24 protein-coding genes are annotated in these 21,755 nt (G+C 73.8%); 13 read left to right on the top strand and 11 right to left on the bottom strand.

Annotated features, from left to right (window positions below; all coding sequences use genetic code 11):
• Positions 1-79: 79 nt before the first annotated feature.
• Together EPD83_RS02600 and EPD83_RS02595 are read right to left on the bottom strand one after the other, a co-directional pair.
• Positions 80-478, bottom strand: a complete 399-nt coding sequence (locus tag EPD83_RS02600) for a GFA family protein (protein ID WP_456107188.1) — start codon at positions 476-478, stop codon at positions 80-82.
• A 70-nt stretch (positions 479-548) separates the two neighbouring features.
• Complete coding sequence (locus tag EPD83_RS02595; RefSeq protein WP_165566171.1) at positions 549-1,988, bottom strand: trimethylamine methyltransferase family protein; 1,440 nt, start codon at positions 1,986-1,988, stop codon at positions 549-551.
• Between the two features lie 121 nt (positions 1,989-2,109).
• Here EPD83_RS02595 and EPD83_RS02590 point away from each other — a divergent pair, with 121 nt between their 5' ends.
• From EPD83_RS02590 to EPD83_RS02570, 5 genes are read left to right on the top strand one after another with little or no spacing between them, the layout of a single operon-like run.
• Positions 2,110-2,874, top strand: a complete 765-nt coding sequence (locus EPD83_RS02590; RefSeq protein WP_165566170.1) for an IclR family transcriptional regulator — start codon at positions 2,110-2,112, stop codon at positions 2,872-2,874.
• Positions 2,871-3,536, top strand: coding sequence for a corrinoid protein (locus EPD83_RS02585; protein WP_128365868.1), 666 nt, complete (start codon positions 2,871-2,873; stop codon positions 3,534-3,536). Before EPD83_RS02590 ends, EPD83_RS02585 begins: the two co-directional genes overlap by 4 nt.
• Complete coding sequence (locus EPD83_RS02580) at positions 3,533-4,426, top strand: dihydropteroate synthase (RefSeq protein WP_128365869.1); 894 nt, start codon at positions 3,533-3,535, stop codon at positions 4,424-4,426. The genes EPD83_RS02585 and EPD83_RS02580 overlap by 4 nt, the downstream gene beginning before the upstream one ends.
• Positions 4,423-6,408 carry an ASKHA domain-containing protein gene (locus EPD83_RS02575; RefSeq protein ID WP_235950302.1) on the top strand — a complete coding sequence of 662 codons (1,986 nt, stop codon included), beginning with the start codon at positions 4,423-4,425 and terminating at the stop codon, positions 6,406-6,408. The genes EPD83_RS02580 and EPD83_RS02575 overlap by 4 nt, the downstream gene beginning before the upstream one ends.
• A gap of 37 nt (positions 6,409-6,445) precedes the next feature.
• Positions 6,446-7,060 carry a DUF1638 domain-containing protein gene (locus tag EPD83_RS02570; protein ID WP_235950301.1) on the top strand — a complete coding sequence of 205 codons (615 nt, stop codon included), beginning with the start codon at positions 6,446-6,448 and terminating at the stop codon, positions 7,058-7,060.
• Between the two features lie 15 nt (positions 7,061-7,075).
• Here EPD83_RS02570 and EPD83_RS02565 read toward each other — a convergent pair whose 3' ends face one another.
• The gene (locus EPD83_RS02565) at positions 7,076-7,603 is read right to left on the bottom strand and encodes a MarR family winged helix-turn-helix transcriptional regulator (RefSeq protein WP_205859379.1); all 528 of its coding nucleotides are present in this window, start codon (positions 7,601-7,603) and stop codon (positions 7,076-7,078) included.
• A gap of 84 nt (positions 7,604-7,687) precedes the next feature.
• Here EPD83_RS02565 and EPD83_RS02560 point away from each other — a divergent pair, with 84 nt between their 5' ends.
• A complete protein-coding gene (locus tag EPD83_RS02560; RefSeq protein WP_128365872.1) occupies positions 7,688-8,326 on the top strand; it encodes an FMN-dependent NADH-azoreductase in 639 nt (212 codons plus the stop codon).
• Between the two features lie 36 nt (positions 8,327-8,362).
• On the opposite strand, the gene EPD83_RS02555 is transcribed toward EPD83_RS02560, so the two are convergent.
• A complete protein-coding gene (locus EPD83_RS02555; RefSeq protein ID WP_128365873.1) occupies positions 8,363-9,241 on the bottom strand; it encodes a homocysteine S-methyltransferase family protein in 879 nt (292 codons plus the stop codon).
• Between the two features lie 37 nt (positions 9,242-9,278).
• Positions 9,279-10,145, bottom strand: coding sequence for a methylenetetrahydrofolate reductase (locus EPD83_RS02550; RefSeq protein WP_128365874.1), 867 nt, complete (start codon positions 10,143-10,145; stop codon positions 9,279-9,281).
• Positions 10,146-10,263: 118 nt separating this feature from the next.
• On the opposite strand from EPD83_RS02550, the gene EPD83_RS02545 reads away from it, so the two are divergent.
• A complete protein-coding gene (locus tag EPD83_RS02545; RefSeq protein ID WP_128365875.1) occupies positions 10,264-10,704 on the top strand; it encodes a VOC family protein in 441 nt (146 codons plus the stop codon).
• A 13-nt stretch (positions 10,705-10,717) separates the two neighbouring features.
• Here EPD83_RS02545 and EPD83_RS02540 read toward each other — a convergent pair whose 3' ends face one another.
• A complete protein-coding gene (locus EPD83_RS02540; RefSeq protein ID WP_128365876.1) occupies positions 10,718-10,984 on the bottom strand; it encodes a hypothetical protein in 267 nt (88 codons plus the stop codon).
• A 77-nt stretch (positions 10,985-11,061) separates the two neighbouring features.
• On the opposite strand from EPD83_RS02540, the gene EPD83_RS02535 reads away from it, so the two are divergent.
• The 3 genes from EPD83_RS02535 (at position 11,062) to EPD83_RS02525 (ending at position 14,012) form a co-directional block, all read left to right on the top strand.
• Positions 11,062-11,967 (top strand): LysR family transcriptional regulator, encoded by a 906-nt coding sequence (locus EPD83_RS02535; protein ID WP_128365877.1) that lies wholly within the window; start codon positions 11,062-11,064, stop codon positions 11,965-11,967.
• 70 nt (positions 11,968-12,037) lie between these two features.
• A complete protein-coding gene (locus tag EPD83_RS02530; RefSeq protein ID WP_128365878.1) occupies positions 12,038-12,820 on the top strand; it encodes a ParA family protein in 783 nt (260 codons plus the stop codon).
• A 136-nt stretch (positions 12,821-12,956) separates the two neighbouring features.
• A complete protein-coding gene (locus EPD83_RS02525; RefSeq protein ID WP_128365879.1) occupies positions 12,957-14,012 on the top strand; it encodes an NAD(P)-dependent alcohol dehydrogenase in 1,056 nt (351 codons plus the stop codon).
• Positions 14,013-14,074: 62 nt separating this feature from the next.
• Here the strand turns inward: EPD83_RS02525 and EPD83_RS02520 are convergent, their stop codons facing one another.
• Together EPD83_RS02520 and EPD83_RS02515 are read right to left on the bottom strand one after the other, a co-directional pair.
• Positions 14,075-15,742: an APC family permease gene (locus EPD83_RS02520; RefSeq protein ID WP_165566169.1), complete on the bottom strand. Its 1,668-nt coding sequence runs from the start codon at positions 15,740-15,742 to the stop codon at positions 14,075-14,077.
• Between the two features lie 90 nt (positions 15,743-15,832).
• Positions 15,833-17,404 (bottom strand): DEAD/DEAH box helicase, encoded by a 1,572-nt coding sequence (locus tag EPD83_RS02515; RefSeq protein WP_165566168.1) that lies wholly within the window; start codon positions 17,402-17,404, stop codon positions 15,833-15,835.
• A 182-nt stretch (positions 17,405-17,586) separates the two neighbouring features.
• On the opposite strand from EPD83_RS02515, the gene EPD83_RS02510 reads away from it, so the two are divergent.
• Complete coding sequence (locus EPD83_RS02510; RefSeq protein WP_165566167.1) at positions 17,587-18,264, top strand: ferritin-like fold-containing protein; 678 nt, start codon at positions 17,587-17,589, stop codon at positions 18,262-18,264.
• Positions 18,265-18,393: 129 nt separating this feature from the next.
• Here EPD83_RS02510 and EPD83_RS02505 read toward each other — a convergent pair whose 3' ends face one another.
• The 3 genes from EPD83_RS02505 to EPD83_RS02495 form a co-directional block, all read right to left on the bottom strand.
• On the bottom strand, positions 18,394-18,660 hold the full coding sequence (locus EPD83_RS02505) for a GlsB/YeaQ/YmgE family stress response membrane protein (protein ID WP_128366280.1): 267 nt from the start codon (positions 18,658-18,660) through the stop codon (positions 18,394-18,396).
• Positions 18,661-18,857: 197 nt separating this feature from the next.
• Positions 18,858-19,085, bottom strand: coding sequence for a DUF3107 domain-containing protein (locus EPD83_RS02500; protein WP_128366279.1), 228 nt, complete (start codon positions 19,083-19,085; stop codon positions 18,858-18,860).
• A gap of 121 nt (positions 19,086-19,206) precedes the next feature.
• Complete coding sequence (locus tag EPD83_RS02495; protein WP_128366278.1) at positions 19,207-19,827, bottom strand: TetR/AcrR family transcriptional regulator; 621 nt, start codon at positions 19,825-19,827, stop codon at positions 19,207-19,209.
• A gap of 114 nt (positions 19,828-19,941) precedes the next feature.
• Between EPD83_RS02495 and EPD83_RS02490 the strand changes: the two genes are divergently transcribed.
• On the top strand, positions 19,942-21,120 hold the full coding sequence (locus EPD83_RS02490) for a ThiF family adenylyltransferase (RefSeq protein WP_128366277.1): 1,179 nt from the start codon (positions 19,942-19,944) through the stop codon (positions 21,118-21,120).
• A gap of 139 nt (positions 21,121-21,259) precedes the next feature.
• Positions 21,260-21,718 carry a DUF1810 domain-containing protein gene (locus EPD83_RS02485; protein ID WP_128366276.1) on the top strand — a complete coding sequence of 153 codons (459 nt, stop codon included), beginning with the start codon at positions 21,260-21,262 and terminating at the stop codon, positions 21,716-21,718.
• The last annotated feature ends 37 nt before the right edge of the window (positions 21,719-21,755 follow it).

The following is a 21,755-nucleotide window of genomic DNA, read 5'->3' as shown; positions in this document are numbered from 1 at the left end:
TCCGCCCTCTCCGACCCGGGAACGTGGGTGACGATCCGCGTCCTGACGGCGATCTTCACCCACGTCCGCGGCAGCGTGGTCACTCGTGGCGGTGCTGGACGAGCCCGGGGTCGAGGCGGTGGTAGTCGGAGGCGTCGGCGACGTACCAGGCGGTCGTCGTCGTCAGACCGGTCGGCGGGTCGAGGGTGCCCGCGGCGATCGAGGTCAGGCCGCGCGCCCCGGCCCGCCAGAACAGCGTCGACCCGCAGATCGGGCAGAACCCGTACCGCACACCGGGCGCGGCCTCCCACCACGCCACGGCGCCGGGGTCGGTGACGACGAGGGCGTCGTCGCGCACCTGGCCGGCCGCCATGAAGTGCCCCGTCACGCGCCGGCAGCGCTCGCAGTGGCAGTTCACGACGTCCCGTAGCGGCGCGGTGACCTCGTACCGGATCGCGCCGCAGGCGCACCGGCCGGTCGCTCTCGTCGCCCCGGACACCGCGGAGCGTGGGTGAAGAACGTCTTCCGGACGACGATCTCCACCCACGTTCGCGACAGGGGGAGGGCGGTCAGTCGCCGAGCTCGCGGCGCCGGCGGACGACGTACTCCTCGAGCTCGGCCCGGACGGCCTCGTCGAGGGTGGGCTGCTCGTACTCCTCGAGGCGCTTCTTCCAGATGACCGACGCCCGGGCGGCGGTGTCGAGCGCGCCGCCGCGCACCCAGCGCTCGTAGTTGTCGGAGGAGTTGAGGAAGGGCCGGTAGAAGCAGGTGCGGAACCGCTCCATCGTGTGCATCGAGCCCAGGAAGTGCCCGCCGTGCCCGACCTCCTGGTGGGCGTCGAAGGCCAGCGACCCCTCGTCGATCTCGAGCGGCGTGAACTCGTGCTGGAGCATCTCGACGATCTGGCAGTCGACGACGAACTTCTCGAAGCCGGCGACGAGGCCGCCCTCGAGCCACCCCGCGGTGTGCATGACCCAGTTGGCCCCGGCGAGGAAGGTCGGCATGAGGGTCATCAGCGCCTCGTAGCCGGCCTGCGCGTCCGGGACCTGGGAGGAGGTGAGGCCGCCGCCGGTGCGGAACGGCAGCCCGAAGTGGCGGGCGATCTGCCCCGTGCACAGCAGCCCGATGCCGGACTCCGGCGTGCCGAAGGTGGGCGACCCGGACTGCATGTCGATGTTGGAGAGGAAGGAGCCGAAGACGACGGGACAGCCGGGGCGGATGAGCTGGGCCAGCGCGATGCCGGACAGGGCCTCGGCCATCTGCTGGACGAGCGCGGCCGGGATCGTCACCGGGGACATCGCGCCCATGAGGATGAACGGGGTGAGGACGACCGGCTGGGCGGCCGCGGCGTACTCGAACAGCGCGTCGAGCATCCGGTCGTCCCAGCGCAGCGGGCTGTTGCAGTTGACGAGGCTGATCGAGACCGGCGTCCGCTCGATCGCCTCGCGGCCGCCGAAGAGGATCTCGGACATGGCGATGACGTCGCGGGCGTTCGTGCCGGAGACGACGTTGCCCATGAACACCTTGTCGGTGAGCGTCATCAGGGCGTAGGTCATGTCGAGGTGGCGCGAGTCCAGGGGGGTGTCGTTCGGCTCGCAGACGACGCCGCCCGCGGAGTCCAGCACCGAGAAGGACTGCGAGAGCCGGGCGAAGTTCTCGTAGTCGGCCATCGTCCCGTCGCGGCGGGTGTCGCCCTCGCGGACGAAGGGCGGGCCGTAGACGGCGCCGAAGGCCATCGTGTCCCCGCCGATGTGCACGCTGTGCTCGGGGTTGCGGGCCTGGAGGTCGAACTCGCGCGGCGCCTTGGCGACCTGCTCGAGGACGAACTCGGGGTCGAGGAAGACGGTGTTCTCCTCGACCCGCTGGCCGGCCTCGCGGAAGAGGTCGAGGGCGCGGTCGCTCATGAACTCGACGCCGATCTCGGTGACCAGGCGGCGCCAGCCCGCGTCGAGCTGGGCCATGGCGTCGGCCGAGAGGATCTCGTAGCGGGGCATCCGGTTGACGAACATGCGCGGTGGCCTCCCGAGGCGCGGAACGGATTGACGACGGAACGTGCGTCATCCTAGCCTCATGATGTGGGACATTGTGTTCCACATCATGAGGCACCTGTACCCGAGGGGAGGAGCGTCCGTGGGGACACCCGCCGCCACCGGCACCCAGTCCGTCGACCGCGCCGCCGACCTCGTCGCCCGGGTCGTCCGCTCCGACGTCCCCGTGCCCTTCGGCGACCTCGCCGAGGGCTCCGGCCTCGCCCGCTCGACGGCCTCACGCCTGCTCGCGGCCCTGGAGCGTGCCGACCTGCTGGCCCGCGACGACGACGGCGGCTGGGTCCCGGGGGGCCTGTTCGACGTGTACTCCGTGCGGCGCACCGACGACGAGCTGCTCGTCGAGACCGCCGTCGCGACGATGCACGCCCTCAACGAGCGCACCGGCGAGACGGTGAACCTCGGGGTGGCCCGGCGCGGCACCGTCGTCCAGATCCACCAGGTCGAGGCCGTCTTCTACCTCGGCTCGCGCGACTGGGTCGGTACCGACGTGCCGGCGCACTGCTCGGCGCTGGGGCAGGTCCTCTACGCCTACGGCGCGCTGCCCGTGCCGTCCGGTCCCCTGGAGCGGCTCACCGAGCACACCCTGCACGGGGAGGCGCAGCTGCGGGAGCGGCTCGCCGCGGTCCGGGAGGACGGGTTCGCCGTCACCGTCGACGAGCTCGAGCCCGGACTCACCGGCATCGGCGCCCCGGTGCGCCGCCGCGGCACGGTCGTCGCCGCCCTCGGCATCTCCGGGCCGACCTTCCGCCTGGCCGACGAGGCCCGCGCCACCGGCGCCCTCGTCGCCGCTCACGCCCGGGCCGTCTCGGCCCGTCTGGACCACCACCCCGAGAAAGGTGCGGCATGACCCCCGACGAGATCCTCAAGGGGCTGTACGACGAGACCCTCGTCGGCAACGGCCCCGCGGTGCTCGACCTGACCCACCAGGCCCTCGGGCAGGACATGCAGCCGGGCACGCTGCTGTTCGACGCCCTCATCCCGGCGCTCGAGGAGGTCGGGGCGCGGTTCGAGCGCGGCGACTTCTTCGTCCCCGAGATGCTCATCGCCGGCCGCGCCATGGCCGGCTCGATGGAGGTGCTGCGGCCGCTGCTGGCCGAGACCGGCGTCGAGACGATCGGCAAGTTCCTCATGGGCACGGTCAAGGGCGACGTGCACGACATCGGCAAGAACCTCGTGAACATCATGCTCGAGGGCGCCGGGTTCGAGGTCATCGACCTCGGCGTGCAGGTGGCCCCGGAGAAGTTCGTCGCCGCCATCGAGCAGCACCAGCCCGACATCGTCGGCTTCTCGGCCTTCCTCACGACGACGATGCCGATGTTCAAGGCGAACATCAACGCCCTGGAGAAGGCGGGCCTGCGAGGCGAGGTCATCGTCATGGTCGGGGGTGCCCCGGTGACCCAGGAGTACGCCGACGCCGTCGGCGCCGACGGGTACGCCGCCGACGCCTCGGCCACCGTCAAGCGGGCCAAGGCCCTCCTCGAGGCACGCCGGACGAAGGTGCTCGCATGACCGCCCCGCTGCGGCACACCGTCCTGCGCTCGGCCACCAAGGAGGTGGTCATCGGCGCCGACAAGCCGTTCTGCGTCATCGGCGAGCGGATCAACCCCACCGGCCGCCCGGTCCTCCAGGCCGCGCTGCGCGAGGGCGACCTGTCCATCGTGGCCAAGGACGTTGCGGCCCAGGTCGCGGGCGGCGCCGACGTCCTCGACATCAACATGGGCGTCCCCCTCACCGACGAGGCCGAGCTGCTCGTCAAGGCCATCCGGATGGTCCAGGAGCTCACCGACCTGCCGATCTGCATCGACTCCTCGGTCGTCGAGGCCCTCGAGGCCGGGCTCGCCGCCTACCAGGGCCGCGCGCTCGTCAACTCCATCACCGCCGAGGACGACCGGATGGCGGCCATCCTCCCGCTCGTGAAGAAGTACGACGCCGCCGTCGTCGCGCTGCCCAACGACGAGGACGAGATCCCGATGGAGGCCGAGAAGCGGATCGCCCTCACCGAGAAGATCGTCCGGGTGGCCACCGAGGAGTACGGCATCGCCGTCGAGGACATCGTCATCGACCCGCTGGCCATGCCCATCGGCGCCGACTCGACCGTCGGCGGGGTGACCCTCGACGTCATCCGGCAGATCCGCGAGCGCTGGGGCCTCAACACGACGTGCGGCGCCTCGAACGTCAGCTTCGGCATGCCCGGCCGCCACGCGATCAACGCCGCCTGGCTGCCGCTCGCGATGTCGGCCGGCATGACGAGCGCGATCATGGACGCCCGCACCCCGCAGATCGTCGACGCCGTGCGCGCCGCCGACCTGCTGCTCGGCAACGACGAGTGGGGCATGTCGTGGATCGGCACCCACCGGGCGCGGCAGGCCGCCGAGGCCGCCGCCGCCGGGACGGCGTGAGCGACGGGACGGACGCCCCGGGCACGCACCGGCCGTTCGACGACGTCCTCGACGGGCTGCGCCGCGAGGGGCTCATCGAGCCGCCCGCCGCGCTCGTCGCCGACGAGGCGACGGCGCAGCCCGACGGCCTCGGCCGGGTGACGCTGTCCTTCAGCCCGGCCGAGCGCGTCGTGCGCGTGCCGCCCGGGGTGTCGGTGTTCGACGCCGCGTCGTGGAACGGCATCGCCGTCGACTCCACGTGCGGCGGGCACGGCACCTGCCGCAAGTGCAAGGTGCGCCTCACCGCGGCCGGGGCGCCGGTCAGCCGGCACGACGTGCGGACCTTCACCTCCGAGCAGCTCGAGGACGGCTGGCGGCTCGCCTGCCTCGTCCGGGCCACCCACGACCTCGCCGTCGAGGTGCCGCCGCTCGTCACCCGGCCCAAGGCCTCGACGGTCGGGGTCGGCCGACAGGTGATCCTGCGGCCGGCGGTGCAGAAGCGCTACGTCGAGCTCACCGAGCCCACGCTCTCGGACCAGCGCACCGACCTGGCCCGGCTGCGCGACGCCGTCGACGACCTCACCCTGGAGCCCGACCTGCACGCGCTGCGGCGGCTGCCGACGGTCCTGCGGCAGAGCGACTTCAAGGCGACGGCGGTCGTCGTCGACGAGACCCTCGTCGACGTCGAGCCCGGTGACACCACCGCGCGCCGGCACGCGATCGCCTACGACCTCGGGACGACGACGGTGGTGGCGACGCTGCTGGACCTCGAGACCGGGACCCCGGTGGCGGTGGCGTCGATGCTCAACAAGCAGCAGCCCTTCGGCGGCGACGTCATCACCCGGATCAGCGCGACGATGATGGACCCCGAGGCGCTGCCGCGGCTCGCCGACCTGGCCCGGCAGACCCTGGCCGAGCTCGCCGACGAGGTGTGCGCCGAGGGCGGGGTCGACCCGGCCGAGGTCTACGAGGTGGCCCTGGCCGGCAACGCGACGATGACGGCGCTGCTGCTCGGCATCGACCCCGAGCCCCTCGGGGTCGCCCCCTTCGTGCAGTCCACCGCCGACTGGCCGGTGCTGCGGGCCGGCGACCTGGGCCTCGCGCTGCACCCCGGCGCCCGCGCCGTCGTGTTCCCGGCGCTCGGCGCGTACGTCGGCGGCGACATCGTCGCGGGCATGCTCGCGTCGGGGCTCGACCGCGACAAGCGGGTCCGGCTGTTCATCGACGTCGGGACCAACTGCGAGATCGCCCTCTCCGACGGCGAGACCATCGTCACCACCGCCGCACCGGCGGGCCCGGCCTTCGAGGGCGGCGCCATCCGCTGCGGCATGCGGGCCGCCGACGGGGCCGTCGAGACGGTGCGGCTGGACGCGAGCGCCGAGGACCCGGCGAGCGCCGTCGTGCTCGGGGTCATCGGCGACGTCGAGCCGCGCGGGCTCTGCGGCTCGGGGCTCGTCGACGCGGTCGCCGAGCTCGTCAAGGTCGGGCTGCTGGACGCCTCCGGCCGCTTCGTCCCCGACGACGCCGCCTCCTCGATCGCCCCGGCGCTCGCGGACCGGATGGCCAGCGTCCGGGACAACGAGCGGGTCTTCGTGCTCCACCGCCCGGAGCCGGGAGCGGCGGCCGAGGACTCGGTCTACCTCTCGCAGCGGGACGTGCGCGAGCTGCAGTTCGCCAAGGCGGCGATCTCGACGGGCTGGACCCTGCTCATCGAGGAGCTCGGGCTGGACCCGGGCGAGATCCAGCAGGTGCTGCTCGCGGGCTCGTTCGGGTCCTACCTCTCGCCGGGGTCGGCGGTGCGCATCGGCCTCGTGCCGAGACTGCCGGTGCTGCGGATCGTCTCGGCCGGCAACGTCGCCGGGGAGGGAGCGAAGATGGTGCTGCTCTCGGCCCGCGAGCGGGCCGGGGCCGACGCCCTGCTCGAGGAGGTGCGCTATGTCGAGCTCTCCGACCGTCCCGACTTCAACGACCGCTTCGTCGACCAGCTCGCCTTCCCCGTCTGAGCCCACCTCCCCGCCCGCGCCGGGACGCCGGGGGCGGGTGGCGCTCGTGGCGTGCGGGGCCATCGCCCGGCCGGCCGCGGAGGCGGCGGCGCGGCACGCCGAGTGGGGCCTGGACGTCCACCCCCTGCCCCCGCTGCTGCACAACCAGCCGCAGCGCATCGCCGCGGCGGTCGAGGAGCTCGTCGGCGAGCTGGCGCCGCGCTACGGCCGGGTCGCCGTCGGTTACGCGGACTGCGGGACCTACGGCGCCCTCGACGCGCTGTGCGCGCGCCTGGACCTCGAGCGGCTGCCCGGGCTCCACTGCTACGACCTCTTCGCCGGGCCGAGCGAGATCGAGACGATGGCCGAGGCCGAGCCCGGCACCTACCTGCTCACCGACTTCCTCGTGCGCTCGTTCGCCCGCACGGTGCTCCAGGAGCTGGGTCTGGACCGGTACCCCGAGCTGCGGGAGGAGTACTTCCGGCACTACACCCGCGTCGTGTGGCTCGTGCAGACCACCGACCCGGCCGAGACGGCCGAGCTGCGGGCCCTGGCCCAGGAGGCCGCCGAGCGGCTCGGGCTGCCGCTGCAGGTCCGCCCCACCGGAACCGGAGGCCTGGAGGCCGCGATCGGCGCCCTCGTCGCCCCGGGGCCCTGCGTAAGGACCGGCTGACCCGGGACGGGGTCCTCAGCAGGGGGGCGGCGGGCCGACCCGGTCGCCGTCCGCGGGGTCCAGCCCGGCGGCCCGGACCACCGTCCGCGCGGCGTGCCCGAGCGCACGGAGCTCGTCCGGGGTGAGGACGTCGACGACGAGGCGTCGCACCTCGCGGACGTGGCCGGGGGCGCAGTCCTGCAGCTTCTCCACGCCGGCCGCGGTGAGCCGCGCCTCGACCCGCGAGGGGCCGCCGCCGGTGCACCGCTCGCGGGTGAGCCAGCCGGCGTTCTCGAGCCGGGTCACGGCGTGCGAGAGGCGGGAGAGCGAGCCCCGGGACCGGCCGGCGAGGTCGGTGAGGGGCAGGGTGTGGTCCGGCGCGTCGGAGAGGGCGGCGAGGACGTGGTACTCGAAGCCGTTGAGGCCGGCGTCCCGCTTCAGCTGGGCGTCGAGCGCACTGGGGAGCCGGGTCACGAGCGCCATGAGGGAGCGCCACTCGCGCATCTGGTCGGCGTCGAGCCAGGCCACGGTGCCCTCGGGGCCGGGGTCGGACGGTGCTGCCACGACGACATCGTACCCCTGACTTGAACATTCAAGTCGAGCGTGTAGGATCGCTTGAACATTCAAGTCCAACCGTCAGGAGTCCCCGTGTCCCTCCTCCGCATCGACGCCTCCATCCAGGGCGAGCGGTCCGCCAGCAGCGCCCTCGCCGACCTCGTCCTCGAGCGGTTCACCGCCGAGCGCCCCGACGCCGCGGTCGTCCGTCGCCACCTGGGCGCCGACCCCCTCCCCGCCGACGCCTGGCCGCTCGCGGTCGGCGGGTCCTTCACCCCCGAGGGCGAGCGCACCCCGGCGCAGCGCGACGCGCTCGCCCTGGCCGCCACCGTCGCGGACGAGCTGCGACAGGCCGACGCCGCGGTGCTCGCGCTGCCGCTCTACAACTGGGGCGTCTCCCAGCACGTCAAGGCCTGGATCGACCTCGCCATCGCCGGCGCCGCACCGGGCACCCGGCTGCTCGAGGGCACGCCCGTCGTCGCCGTCGTCACCCGCGGCGGCTCCTACGCCGAGGGGACGCCCAAGGAGGGCTGGGACCACAGCACCGAGTACTACCGCCGGGTCCTCGTCGACGTCTGGGGCGCCGACCTCACCCTCGTCGAGCGCGAGCTGACCCTCGCGGGCGTCAACCCGGCCCTCGACGAGCTCCTGGAGGTCGCCACGCTCATGCGCAAGACGGCCGAGGAGGCCGCCGGTGACGCCGGGGCCGAGCTGGCCCGCCGCGTCGCCTGAGCCCGGCGCGGTCCACCGCCGCCGTCGCGTCCGTCCTCAGGCCAGGGCGGACGCGACGGCCTTGGTGTGGGCGGGGTCGGAGCCGCAGCAGGACCCGACGACGTCGATGCCGAGACCGCGCAGCTCGGCGGCGTGCGCGGCCATCTCGTCCGGACCGACGGTGTAGACGAAGCGGTCGCCGTCGAGCTCGGGCAGTCCGGCGTTGGACTGGACGACGAGCAGCACGTCGTCCGGCCGGGCGTCGACGAGCTGCTGGGCGATGACCCGCATCTCGTCCGGACCGCGCCCGCAGTTGGCGCCGACGCCGTCGGCGCCGGCCTCGGCGAGCGCGGTGACGGCGGCGGCCGGCGTGACGCCCATCATCGTGCGCAGGTTGGTGTCGAAGGACATCGTCGCGACGACCGGCAGGTCCGGCGCGACCTCGCGGACGGCGGCGATCGCGGCCCGGGTCTCGTCCAGGTCGCTCATCGTCTCGACGAGGACGAGGTCGACCCCGCCCGCGACGAGGCCGCGGACCTGCTCGGCGTACAGGGCGCGGACGTCGTCGGCGGAGAGGGTGCCGAGCGGCTCGAGGAGCTCTCCCGTGGGCCCGAGGTTGCCCGCGACGAGGGCTCCGTGCCGCGACGCCACGCCCCGGGCGATCTCGGCGGCGGCCCGGTTGACCTCCTCGGCGCGACCGGACCAGCCGTGCGCGGCGAGCCGCGGCTCGGTGGCGCCGAAGGTGTTCGTCGTGATGATCCCGGCGCCGGCCGCGGCGTACTCCTCGTGCAGGGCGGCGACGGCCTCGGGGTGGGTGACGTTCCAGGACTCGGCGCACTCGCCGGGCGGCAGGCCGCGTTCCTGGAGGAGCCAGCCGTAGCCGCCGTCGAGGACGGCGGCCCGGTCGCCGAGGAGGGTGGAGAGTCGGTTCGTCACCCCCTCACGCTAGGTCCGGGCTCCGACACCCGCCCGCTCATCCCACGGGGCGGACCCGGGCCGTCCTCGCCTCGTCGAGCATCCTGGCCCGCCAGGCCTCCATGGCCTCGACCTGGTTGAAGGTGAAGACGTGCAGGCCCTCGATCCTCAGGGCCGGGTTGGCCGACAGCGCCCCGACCCGGCTGACGAACTTGTCGGTGGAGAAGCCGGGGGCGGCGATCCGCGCGAAGACCGACTTCTGCTTGCGGAGGAAGCGCAGCGACTCCCCGACGCCGATCTTGCCGGCCATGCCCAGCAGCTTGGCGCGGTCGACCGGGCCGGGCACGCCGACGAGCAGCGGCAGGCCGACCCCGCGCCGCCGGACCCGCTCGCACCACGTGCCGAGTCCCTCGGCGTCGAACGTCATGTTCGAGACGATGTGCGTCGCGTACGTGCGCTTGTCCCACATCGACTGCACGGTGACGTCGTCGTCGATGCTCGGGTGCGACTCCGGGTACCCGGTGATGCCGACGTGCGTGAAGGGGTGCTCGAGCGTGTCCAGGTCGCGCAGGAGGTCCAGGGCCGAGGTGTAGTCGCCGGCCGGCGGGTCGGCGTCACCGCCGGGGACGAAGACCTGGGTGACCCCGGCCTCGGCGAGCCGGGCGACGACCTCGGCGAGCTCGGCGCGACCGCTCACCATGCGGGCCGCGAGGTGGGGGACCACGGTGTAGCCGGCGCCCGCGAGCTCGACCGAGGTCCACAGCGTCGCCTCCAGGCCCTTCCCCGGGGCGGCAGTGACGGTGATCGGCACCGACGCGGGGACGTGGGTCCGCACCTTGTCGACGATGGTCGGCGTCGGCATGACCTCGTAGCGGGCCCCCTCGACGAGCCGCGCCAGGGCCACCGTGGGCAGTTCGTTGCTCATTACGCACCCTGTCTCGTCATACGCACCGACAGGGTCAGCGTAGGACCGCGGGAGCCCGCGACGCCAGAGGTGTCCGCCGACGGATCCGGGTGTCGGCGCCGTCTGCCACGCTCCGGGGATGGAGCAGCGCATCTCGTTCGTCACCCTGGCCGTCGCCGACCTCGCGGCCAGCACCCGGTTCTACGCCGGCGGGCTCGGCTGGCGCCCGGAGCTCGAGGTCCCCGGGGAGGTCGTCATGTTCGCGGCGGGCGAGCGCCTCGTGCTCTCGCTGTGGGACCGCGCGGCGTTCGAGGCGGAGACCGGCGGCCCGACGACCCGGGGGCCAGGGCTCGTCCCCGTCGTCCTCAGCCACAACGTCGAGACCCCGGCCCTCGTCGATGCGGTGCTGCGGCTCGCCGCCGACGCCGGGGCGCAGGTGGGTGGTGCCCGGGACCGGGAGTGGGGCGGCTACTCGGGCTACTTCGCCGACCCGGACGGCCTCCGCTGGGAGGTCGCGTGGAACCCGGGGCCGATCGGGCTGCGGGTGGTGCCGGGGACCGACACCACGCCGCGGGCCTGAGGGGAGGCGGTCCTCAGAGACCGATGGCCTGGCGCATCGGCGCCTGGCGGGCCTCGTAGTAGCCGCGCAGGTTGTCCTGGAGGATCCCGCGGATGACCGGGGCGTCGGGCGCGAGACCGGCGGCCTCGTGGGCGTCGACCGTGGCCATGAGGTCCTCGACCTCGGTCGGCGTGCGGTAGGCGGCGAGGTCGGCGCGCAGCCGGCGGGTGGCCTCGCGGCGCTCACGGCGCTCGCGCAGCTCGTCCTTGACGGTGGTCCAGAGGTTCGTGTTCGTCGTCATGCGTCCAGTGTTCGCCTCGGAGCACCCATGCGTCCAATGAAATCGAGCCATACGACACATGCACTATCGTCATGGGTATGGACACCGATGCGCTGCGCTGGTTCCAGCTCGTCGCCGACGGCTACACCGTCACCGAGGTCAGCGACGTCTTCGGCGTCAGCCAGCCCGGGGTCTCGCGCGCCCTCGCCCGGCTGGAGGAGGAGGTCGGTACGCCGCTGCTCCGTCGCCAGGGCCGGGTCCTGCGGATGACGCACGCCGGCGCGGCGTTCAAGCGGCACGTCGACGACCTCGTCAACGCCCTCGACGACGGCCTGGCCGCCGTCACCGAGCTCGTCGACCCCGAGAGCGGCGTCGTCACCCTCGCCTACCCGCTGTCCTTCGGCAGCTGGCTCGTCCCCTCGCTCGTCGGGGCCTTCAAGGCGGCGCACCCCGGCGTCCGGGTGGTCCTGGAGCAGACCGAGGGCGGGGAGCAGGGGCGGGTGTCGACCGAGCTCGCCACCGGCCGCGCCGACCTCGAGCTCACCCCGAACCGGGTGGCCGGCCAGGGCGTGGTCTGGCAGCACATCCTCACCGAGCCGTTCGTCCTGTGCGTCGGACCGGCCCACCCGCTGGCCGGGCGGCGGCGCCTGGCGCTGCACGAGGTGGCCGCCGAGCCGTTCGTCCTGCAGTCCGCGCCCTCCCGCATGCGCGACCAGGTGCTGCGGCTGTGCCGCGCCGCCGGGTTCGAGCCGGACGTCGCCATCGAGGCCGAGGACCTGCCGACCATCCGCGGCTTCGTCGCCGCCGGCCTCGGGGTGTCGGTCGTCCCGGCCCAGGGGCTGCCCGCCCCGACGACCTTCGCCCGCACCCGGCTCGTCCCGCTCACCGACGACGACGCCCGCCGCGAGGTCGGGCTGGCCTGGCTGGAACGCCGGCCGCGGCTGCCGTCGGCCGAGGCGTTCCGCCGGTTCGTCCTCGCCGCCGACGCCGCCGGTGGCGGATGAGAGGATCGGGGAAGTCCTGCCGCCCCCATCCCCGGCCCCCGGCCGGCCCCGACGTCGGAAGGCCCTCCCGATGCCCCGGACCCCCCGGAGACCCAAGGCCACGATCGTCGCCCTCGCCAACCAGAAGGGCGGCGTCGCCAAGACCACGTCGGTCGCCTCGCTGGGCGCCGCCTTCGCCGAGGCCGGCCGCCGGGTCCTCCTCGTCGACCTCGACCCCCAGGCCTCGCTGACCTTCAGCCTCGGCATCGACCCCGACACCGTCGAGGCCTCCGTGCACGACGTCCTGCTCGGCCGGGCCGAGGTCGCCGACGTCGTCCACCACTGCGCGGACGGCGTCGACCTCGTGCCCAGCACCATCGAGCTCGCCGGCGCCGAGGCCTTCCTCCTCGGCCGGCCGGCCCGGGAGTACGTCCTGCGCGAGGCCCTGGAGCCGGTCCGGCGCGACTACGACGTCGTCCTCCTCGACTGCTCGCCGAGCCTCGGAGTCCTCACCCTCGGGGCCCTCACCGCCGCGCAGGGCCTCGTCATCCCGATGCCCTGCGAGATGCTCAGCCACCGCGGTGTCGGCCAGCTGCTGGACACCGTCGCGGACGTCACGAAGCTGCTCAACAAGAAGCTGCGCGTCCTCGGCATCCTCCCGACCCTGTACGACGGCCGCAGCACCCACGCCCGCGAGGTCCTCGACGACGTCGGGGAGCGCTACGGGCTGCCCGTCCTGTCCCCGCCGATCCCCCGGACGGTGCGCTTCGCCGAGGCGCCCGCCGTCGGGCGCTCCATCCTCGCGACGGCCCGCACGAGCAAGGGGGCCAGGGCCTACCGCGAGGTCGCCCGGCAGCTGCTGCAGGTCCTCTGACCGAGCGTGGGCGCAAGTCCACCGCGCAACCGCCGTGGGGCGCCACGCATTCCCGGCCGGGACCGTGAGATCGTTCACCGCGCGTCCGCCCGCCGCGGGTTGGACCGGGACGCCGCGGCGTTCCTAGAGTCGGGGCATGACCACGACAACCCCCGCCATCATCGTCGACGAGGCCAAGGGCCCGTTCCGCCAGGGCACCGTCGAGCGGCGTGACCTGCGCCCGGACGACGTGCGCATCGCCGTCGCCTACGCCGGCATCTGCCACAGCGACATCCACCAGGCGCGCGAGGAGTGGGGCGAGGCCCTCTTCCCCATGGTGCCGGGCCACGAGATCGCGGGCACGGTCACCGAGGTCGGCTCCGACGTCACCCGCTTCGCGGTCGGCGACGCCGTCGGGGTCGGCTGCATGGTCGACTCCTGCGGGGAGTGCGAGATGTGCCGCAGCGACCACGAGAACTTCTGCGAGAAGGGCTCGGTCCCGACGTACAACGGCGAGAACTACGACGGCGAGGTCGCCATGGGCGGCTACAGCCAGGAGATCGTCGTCAGCGAGCGGTTCACCCTGCGCATCCCCGAGGGCATCCCGCTGGACCAGGCCGCGCCGCTGCTGTGCGCCGGCGTCACGACCTTCACCCCGCTGCAGCGCTGGGTGAAGGGGCCCGAGGACAAGGTCGCCGTCGTGGGCATGGGCGGCCTCGGCCACATGGCCGTGAAGATCGCCGCCGCCATGGGCACCGAGGTCACCGTCCTGTCCCAGACGACCTCCAAGGAGGAGGACGGCAAGGCGTTCGGCGCTACCGACTACCGGGCGACGAGCGAGGACTCGACGTGGGAGGACCTCGAGGGCTCCTTCGACGTCATCGTCTGCACCGTCTCGGCCGACCTGCCCGTGGACAAGTACCTGGGCCTGCTCAAGCCGTTCGGGACCTTCGTCAACGTCGGCCTGCCGGAGAACGCGCAGTCCGTGCACTTCGGCTCGCTCATCATGGGCGACAAGACGCTGACCGGGTCGAACATCGGCGGCATCAAGGGGACCCAGGAGATGCTCGACTTCTGTGCCGAGCACGGCATCGGCGCCACCGTCGAGGTCATCGGGGCCGACGAGGTGGACCGGGCCTACGACGACGTCGTGGGCTCCAAGGTCCGCTACCGGTACGTCATCGACGTCAGCACCATCACGCCCGCCGGCTGACCCCCGCAGCGTCCGGCCGCCGGCATCCCTGGGGGGCCGGCGGCCGTCGCCGTTCCCGGGCGTCAGACCTGCGCGCCGAGCGTGCCGGTCTCCAGGGACGCCTCCTGCTCGGTCTGCTCGGCGTTGCGCACGACGGTGGCCCCGGGCAGCCGCACCCGCTCGGCGTACCAGTAGACGAGCCCGCTGAAGACGAGGACGACCGGGATCGCCGTGTCGAAGTGCAGCACCCCGACCCCGCCGTCGTAGTCACCGAGCCAGGACAGCAGCGCCAGCCCGGCCAGCCACGGCAGGTACCAGGAGCCGGCCCGCCAGGCCCAGTCGTAGGGCTGCTCGTGGTGGCTGTGCAGGGCGTACATGACGGCGAGGAGGACCAGGCCGAGGAGGACGGCGACGAAGAGCTTGGAGTTCGTCGCCCAGCCGGTCCAGTAGACGATGAGGTTGGAGGAGAAGAAGGAGAGGAACGGGATGACGTGCCCGCCCGGCACCCGGAAGGGTCGCTCCCGGTCCGGCAGCTGGCGGCGCATGGCGGCGAGTACGAGCGGACCCGAGCCGAAGGACAGCACGGTGGCCGAGGTGATGAACCCGACCAGCTGCTGCCAGCTCGGGAAGGGCAGGAAGAGGACGAGCCCGACGACGAACGCGACACCCATGCTCACGAGCGGCACGCCCCGATCCGTGGTGCGGCCGAGCGCCTGAGGGGCGTTGCCGTTGCGGGACATCGCGTAGGAGATGCGCGAGGTCACGGTGATGTAGATGAGGCCGGTGTCGGCGGGGGAGACGACGGCGTCGACGTACAGCAGCACGGCGAGCCAGGCCAGGCCGAGGAACGAGGCGATCGCCGCGAGCGGTCCGAAGTCACCGGTGAAGCTCACCCTGGCCCAGCCGTCGGCGAAGTCCTGCGGGCGCAGCGCGCCGATGAACGCGACCTGGAGGAGCACGTAGATCAGCCCGGTCGCGAGCACGGACCCGATGACCGCCAGCGGCACGTTGCGGCGCGGGTTGTCGGTCTCACCGGCGAGCTCGATGCCCTGCCGGAAGCCGAGGAAGCTGAAGACGATCCCGGACGTCGCGATGGCCGTGAACACCCCGTGCCAGCCCTCCGGCCGGAAGCCCTGCGAGGTGAAGTTCGAGCCGTGGAACGAGGTGAGGAGGAAGGCGCCGATGACGATCGTGATGATCGCGAGCTTCCACCAGACGAGGACCGTGTTGACCCGGGCGAACCACCGGACGCCGACGTAGTTGACGACGACGAACACGGCCATGAGGACGACCGCGACGACGAGCCCGAGCCCGGTGAGGGTGTGCACGGTGCTGCCACCGACGGAGTGCCTCTCGGTGAACGGCGCGTACTTCGTCGCGTACTGGAGGGCGCCCTCGACCTCGATGGGCGCGACGCTCATGCACGCGACCCACGTGATCCAGCCGGTGAGGAAGCTCGCGGTCGAGCCGAAGGCGATGTGTGGGAAGCGGACCACGCCTCCGGACAACGGGAACATCGTGCCGAGCTCGGCGTAGCAGAGCCCGATGAGGAGGATCATCACCGCGCCGAGCGCCCAGGAGATGACCGCCGCGGGGCCGGCGGTCTGGGCGGCGTTCATCGCCCCGAAGAGCCAGCCGGAGCCGATGATGGAGCCGATGCTCGCGAAGAGCAGGCCGACGGTGCCGACGTGACGCCGGAGCCCGGGGGACCCCTGCGCGGTCCGGGGGCGGTCGGCGGTGGGTGCGGACATGGGACCTCCCGGGGTCGTCGGGGACCCCTCCAGTCAGTCACCCACCGTTCACGGGCGCGCATGACATCCGTCACGCGCGCCCGGACGGGGTCAGGCCTGGCCGTCGGCGGGCTTGCCGCCGCGGGTCCGGCGCCGGTTGCGCCGCCGACGCGGACGGTCGCCGCCCTCGGCGGACTCGCCGTGCGCGGCGCCGGAGCGCTCGCCACCACGACCGCGCTCGCCCCGGTCCCCGCGCTCGCCCCGGTCCCCGCGCTCGCCCCGGTCCCCGCGGTCGCCGCCGCGCCCGCCGCCGTGGCCCCCACGGCCGCGGCCCGCGGACTTGCCGGTCTCGCCGAGGTCCTCGACGACCTCGGCCTCGAGGCCGGCGCGGGTCTGCTGCGAGCGGGGCAGCCGGCCCTTGGCCCCCTCGGGGATGCCGAGGTCGGCGTAGAAGTGCGGCGAGGAGGAGTAGGTCTCCTGCGGCTCGGGGATGCCGAGGTCAAGCGCCTTGTTGATGAGGGCCCAGCGGTGCAGGTCGTCCCAGTCGACGAAGGTGACGGCGATGCCGGTGTTGCCCGCGCGACCGGTCCGGCCGGTGCGGTGCAGGTAGGTCTTCTCGTCCTCGGGGCACTGGTAGTTGACGACGTGCGTGACGTTCGTGACGTCGATGCCGCGGGCGGCGACGTCGGTGGCGACGAGGACGTCGACCTTGCCGCTGCGGAACGCGCGCAGCGCCTGCTCGCGCGCCCCCTGGCCGAGGTCGCCGTGCAGCGGGGCGGCCGCGAACCCGCGGCTGCCGAGGTCGTCGGCCACCTTGGCCGCCGTGCGCTTGGTGCGGGTGAAGACGATGGTGAGGCCGCGGCCCTCGGCCTGCAGCATCCGGGCCAGCATCTCGACCTTGTCCATCGCGTGCGCGCGGTAGACGAGCTGCTCGATGGCGAGGACGGTGGCGCGGTCGGAGCCGTCGTCCTCGGACATCGCGCGGATGTGGGTCGGCTGGTTCATGTACCGGCGGGCCAGGGTGACGACGGCGCCGGGCATGGTCGCCGAGAAGAGCATCGTCTGCCGGGCGGCCGGGGTCATCGCGAGGATGCGCTCGACGTCGGGGAGGAACCCGAGGTCGAGCATCTCGTCGGCCTCGTCGAGGACGACGGTGCGGGCGTGCCCGAGCTGCAGGTGCCCCTGCTGGGCGAGGTCGATGAGGCGGCCCGGCGTGCCGACGACGACCTCGACGCCGCGGCGCAGCGCGTCGATCTGCGGCTCGTAGGCGCGCCCGCCGTAGACGGTGAGGACGCGGATGCCGCGGCGCGCGCCCGCCCGCTCGAGGTCGCCGGAGACCTGCACGGCGAGCTCGCGGGTCGGGGCGACGGCCAGGGCCTGCGGCTTGCCGGGCGCGGCGAGGGTCTCGAAGCCGTCGTCGCCGGGCGCGACGACCCGGTTGAGCATGGGGACGCCGAAGCCGAGCGTCTTGCCGGTGCCGGTCTTGGCCTGGCCGATGATGTCGTGGCCCCCGAGGGCGACGGGCATCGTCATCGACTGGATGGGGAACGGGGTGACGATGCCCGCGTCCGCGAGCGCGCCGACGATGTCGGGGTGCACGGGGAAGTCGGCGAAGGTCTGGGTGGGTGCCGCGGGGGCGGCCGGGGCCGTCGTGGCCTCGGGCGCGTCGGTGACGTCGGTCATGGACTCTCTTCCGGATCGGCGGCGCGCGGAGGCGCCACACGCAGGTGTGCGGGCCGATCGGGGGTCTTCGGGAGTGGGCGCCAGGCCGGTGTCGAACCGGTGGCCCACCCGTCGCGGTCTCTCACGTTCGTGCCGACCGGGCACCGTGGACAGCCTGATCGTACCCGTTAGGCTCGCTGCCCATGGAGCAGCCGTCCTCCGCCCCTCCGTCCGACCCCGGCCTGCAGGCCGCGGTCGGCGACCTGCTCGGGGTGCTCGCGTACGGCGAGCTCACGGCCTTCATCCGGATGGCGGTCGACTGCGACCTCGCCCCGACCATCGCGCTGAAGACCGCGACCGGCCAGCTGGCGACGACCGACTTCGCCCGCTACACCCAGCTCGTCGACCACATGCGCGAGCGCGGCATCGACCCCGAGGCCGCCATGGGCCCGTTCGTCGCGCCCCTCACCGCCTTCCACGAGCGGACGGCGCCGAAGGGCTGGCTCGAGGGCCTCGTCAAGGCCTACGTCGGCGACGGCATCGCCAAGGACTTCTACCGCGAGATGTCCGCGTTCGTCGACGAGGAGACCCGCTCGGTGATGCAGGCCGCCCTCGACGACGGCGGGCACGCGGAGTTCGTCGTCCAGATCGTCCGCGACGCGATCCGCACCGACGCCACGACGGCGGGACGGCTGGCCCTGTGGGGACGGCGGCTGCTCGGCGAGGCGCTGTCGCAGGCGCAGGCCGTCGCGGTGGAGCGGGACGCGATGTCCGCGCTGCTCGTCGGCGGCGGCGTCGACCTCGGCGAGGTGGGGCGGATGTTCACCCGGCTCACCGACAACCACCAGCGGCGGATGAACCGGATGGGCCTCGAGGCCTGATCCGCCGGCGGCGCCGGGTCGGACGCCTCCCGGGGACGTACGAGGGCCCCCGCCGTGGTGGCGGGGGCCCTCGCACGCTCGACCCGAGAGGTCGGTGCCGGGGATGGTCCCCGAAAGCTCAGGTGACGGTCAGTGCGTGACGCTGCGCCGCGCGGTGATCCGCTCGTAGATGACGACGAACAGCGCGGCCGCGATCACCGAGGTGATCCAGCGCAGCCAGTCGATGCTGCCGTCGTCCTTCGGGGCGCCCCAGATCCAGTAGCCCACGAGGGCGCCGAGGACGCCGAGGACGACGGTCATGAGCACGCTGATGTGCTGCTTGCCCGGCAGGACCAGGCGGGCGAGGATGCCGATGACGGCGCCGAAGATGATCGTGCCGATGATGCCGAGGATCACGGGTGTCTCCTTTCCGGGGATCCGGGCCCCGGACTCTTCATACCGGCACGACGTCCGGGCGGACGGTCGGACCGAGCGCCGGGGTGCCGGCGCCGGGACCGACGCTAGACCTTCGACGAAGATTCGTCAAACCTTGGACAAGGCAGGGGGTCCGGCGGGCGTCCCCGCAGGTCAGCGGTGGTGCTGCCCCGGCGGCGTCAGCTCATGCCGAAGCCGACCTTGCCCTTCTCGGACTCGCCCACCTGGACCCAGCCGATGGCGCGGCCGGGGACGAGGACCGTGCGGCCCTTGGAGTCGGTGAGCCGCAGGACGGACTCGGGCGAGGCGAGCGCGTCGTCGACCGCCTTGGCGACCTGCGCGGGGTCGGCGTCGGTCTCGACGGTGATCTCGCGGGCGACGTTCTGGACGCCGATGGTGACCTCCACGGGGCACGCACCTTTCGTGGTCTCCGCGGGTGCTGGCCCGCGGGTCGGGGGGGTTCGTCGCCCAGGCTAACCGTCGGGCCGGACGCGCTGTTCCGCGCCCGGGAGGGCCGGCCGGGTCGGCTCAGCCCTCGACCTTGGGGAAGGACCCCAGGCCCCGCCAGGCCAGCGTGCTGATCATCGACGCGGCCTCCTGCTCGGGGATGCCGCCGCCCTGGCTCAGCCAGTGCCGGGCCGCGACCTGCGCCATGCCGGCCAGGGCGGACCCGAGCAGCAGCGCGCGCTGCTCGTCGACGCCGGTGTCCTCGGCGATGACGTCGGCGATGCCCTCGGCGCACACCATCTCGACGGCGTCGAGCCGGGCCCGCACCTGCGGGACGCTCGTGAGGTCGGACTCGAAGACCATCCGGAACGCGGCGTCCTCGCGGGTGACGAAGTCGAAGTAGGCGGCGACGGTGGCCTGCACGCGCACCTCGTTGTCGCCCTCGGTCTCCTCGAGGGCCTTGAGGACGAGCTGCTCGAGGGTGTCGCAGTGCGTGTCGAGCAGCGCGAGGTAGAGGTCGAGCTTGCCGGGGAAGTGCTGGTAGAGCACCGGCTTGCTGACGCCGGCGTGCTCGGCGATCTCGTCCATCGCGGCGGCGTGGTAGCCGGACTGCACGAAGACGGCCTGGGCCGCCTCGAGGAGCTGCGCCCGGCGCTCGCTGCGGGGCATCCGGGTGCTGCGGGTGGCGGTCGAGCTCGTCATGGGTCCTCCGACCAGGGGCGGGGTGCGCGGGCCATCCTACGGACGGGCCGCGGCGGGGCGGGCGCTGCGCCGCGCCCGGGGCCGGGGCGGGTGCCGCGGTGTTAGGTTCCGGGCATGGCGCGACCCCCGCTGGTGCCGCTCGGTCCGGAGCTCACGGCGGCGGAGCGGACCCGCTTCGCCCGGCACCTGTTGCTGCCCGGCCTCGGGGTCGACGGGCAGCGCCGGCTGCGGGCCGCGCGGGTGCTCGTCGTCGGGGCCGGAGGGCTCGGCTCGCCGGCGCTGCTCTACCTCGCCGCCGCCGGGGTGGGGACGATCGGCGTGGTCGACGACGACGTTGTCGAGACGACGAACCTCCAGCGGCAGGTGGTGCACGGGGTCGCCGACGTCGGGCGGCCCAAGGTCGACTCGGCCGCCGAGGCCGTCGCCGCGCTCTCGCCGGACACCGTCGTCGTGCGGCACGGCTCGCGGCTCGACGCCCTGACGGCGATGGACGTCGTCGCCGACTACGACCTCGTGCTCGACGGCGCCGACAACTTCCCGACCCGCTACCTCGTCGGCGACGCCTGCGCCCGGCTCGGCGTCCCGCACGTGTGGGGGTCGGTGTACCGCTTCGACGGCCAGGCGGCGGTGTGGTGGGCGGGGGAGGGGCCCTGCTACGCCTGTGTCTTCCCGGCCCAGCCGCCGCCGGACGCCGTCCCGTCGTGCGCCGTCGGCGGGGTGCTCGGCGCGGTGTGCGCCGCCATCGGCTCGGTCATGGCCACCGAGGCGGTCAAGCTCGTCACCGGCTCGGGGGAGCCGCTCGTCGGGCGGCTGCTCGTCCACGACGCGCTGCGCCAGACCTGGGACACCGTGCCCGTGCGCCGCGACCCCGGGTGCCGGGTCTGCGGGGCCGGGGCGGACCCGGCGCGGCCGCTCGGGTGGGCGACGTCGAGGGCGGACGGTGCGGCGCCGGTGGACGCGGACGGTTCCGGCGGCGGCTCGCGGCCGTCGGTGTCGGTGGCCGAGCTCGCCGACCTGCTGCGGGAGGACGGGGTCGCGCTGCTCGACGTGCGCGAGCCGGGGGAGCGCGACGTCGCGGCCGTCCCCGGGTCAGTGCTCTTCCCCGTCGGCCGGGTGCGCGCGGGGGACCCGCTGCCGGTCGACGGCGGACGCGTCTACGTGCACTGCAAGTCCGGCGGCCGCTCGGCCGAGGCGGTCGACCTGCTGCGGGCCCGCGGGGTCGACGCCGTCGACGTCGAGGGCGGGATCCTCGCGTGGTCGCGCGAGGTCGACCCCTCCGTGCCCACGTACTGACCGCGCCCGCGGGCCCGCGTGCCTGCCGGGTTGTCGCGCGGGCCCGGCCCCGCCATCATCGGCGGATGGACCACGTGACCCCGCGGGACGGCCCACGGCTTCACGTGCGCGACCTGCCCGCCCTCGCCGGGGGTGGGGCGTGACGGCGCCGGCGGACCTGTCCCGCTTCGTCGCCGCCCAGGACGGCGGGGTGTACGAGCAGGCCCTGCGCGAGCTGCGGGCCGGGCGCAAGCAGGGGCACTGGATCTGGTTCGTGCTGCCGCAGGTCGCCGGGCTCGGGCGGTCGCCGACGTCGCAGCGGTACGCGCTGTCCGGGCTCGACGAGGCGCGCGACTACCTCGCCCACCCGGTGCTCGGACCGCGGCTGCGCGACTGCTGCGCGGCGTTGCTGGCGCTGGACGGCACGGACCCGGTGCCGGTGCTGGGCGTGGTCGACGCGGTCAAGCTGCGGTCCTCGATGACCCTCTTCGCCCGCGCGGCGGAGGCCGGTGACGATGGCGCCGGCGCGGGGGAGGGGGCGGCGTCTCGCTCGTTCCGCGAGGTGCTGGACCGGTACTTCGGTGGCGAGGAGGACCCCGCGACGCTCGCGCGGCTCTGACCCCGTCCGGGCCCGTGGGAGCCGTGGGGCGGACGGG

Origin of the sequence: Phycicoccus flavus (genome assembly GCF_004025965.2) — a bacterium.
Classification (GTDB): Bacteria; Actinomycetota; Actinomycetes; order Actinomycetales; family Dermatophilaceae; genus Phycicoccus; species Phycicoccus flavus.
The sequence above is the reverse complement of the archived record's forward strand: the minus strand, read 5'-3'. Positions and strand labels throughout refer to the sequence as shown.

What these genes read in the sequence shown, in the direction of transcription:
- EPD83_RS02595 (WP_165566171.1), bottom strand. Translation starts at nt 1,988, where the DNA reads ATGTTCGTCAACCGGATGCCCCGCTACGAGATCCTCTCGGCCGACGCC.
- EPD83_RS02585 (WP_128365868.1), top strand. Translation starts at nt 2,871, where the DNA reads ATGACCCCCGACGAGATCCTCAAGGGGCTGTACGACGAGACCCTCGTC.
- EPD83_RS02580 (WP_128365869.1), top strand. Translation starts at nt 3,533, where the DNA reads ATGACCGCCCCGCTGCGGCACACCGTCCTGCGCTCGGCCACCAAGGAG.
- EPD83_RS02550 (WP_128365874.1), bottom strand. Translation starts at nt 10,145, where the DNA reads ATGAGCAACGAACTGCCCACGGTGGCCCTGGCGCGGCTCGTCGAGGGG.
- EPD83_RS02545 (WP_128365875.1), top strand. Translation starts at nt 10,264, where the DNA reads ATGGAGCAGCGCATCTCGTTCGTCACCCTGGCCGTCGCCGACCTCGCG.
- EPD83_RS02540 (WP_128365876.1), bottom strand. Translation starts at nt 10,984, where the DNA reads ATGACGACGAACACGAACCTCTGGACCACCGTCAAGGACGAGCTGCGC.
- EPD83_RS02535 (WP_128365877.1), top strand. Translation starts at nt 11,062, where the DNA reads ATGGACACCGATGCGCTGCGCTGGTTCCAGCTCGTCGCCGACGGCTAC.
- EPD83_RS02530 (WP_128365878.1), top strand. Translation starts at nt 12,038, where the DNA reads ATGCCCCGGACCCCCCGGAGACCCAAGGCCACGATCGTCGCCCTCGCC.
- EPD83_RS02525 (WP_128365879.1), top strand. Translation starts at nt 12,957, where the DNA reads ATGACCACGACAACCCCCGCCATCATCGTCGACGAGGCCAAGGGCCCG.
- EPD83_RS02520 (WP_165566169.1), bottom strand. Translation starts at nt 15,742, where the DNA reads ATGTCCGCACCCACCGCCGACCGCCCCCGGACCGCGCAGGGGTCCCCC.
- EPD83_RS02515 (WP_165566168.1), bottom strand. Translation starts at nt 17,404, where the DNA reads ATGACCGACGTCACCGACGCGCCCGAGGCCACGACGGCCCCGGCCGCC.
- EPD83_RS02510 (WP_165566167.1), top strand. Translation starts at nt 17,587, where the DNA reads ATGGAGCAGCCGTCCTCCGCCCCTCCGTCCGACCCCGGCCTGCAGGCC.
- EPD83_RS02495 (WP_128366278.1), bottom strand. Translation starts at nt 19,827, where the DNA reads ATGACGAGCTCGACCGCCACCCGCAGCACCCGGATGCCCCGCAGCGAG.
- EPD83_RS02490 (WP_128366277.1), top strand. Translation starts at nt 19,942, where the DNA reads ATGGCGCGACCCCCGCTGGTGCCGCTCGGTCCGGAGCTCACGGCGGCG.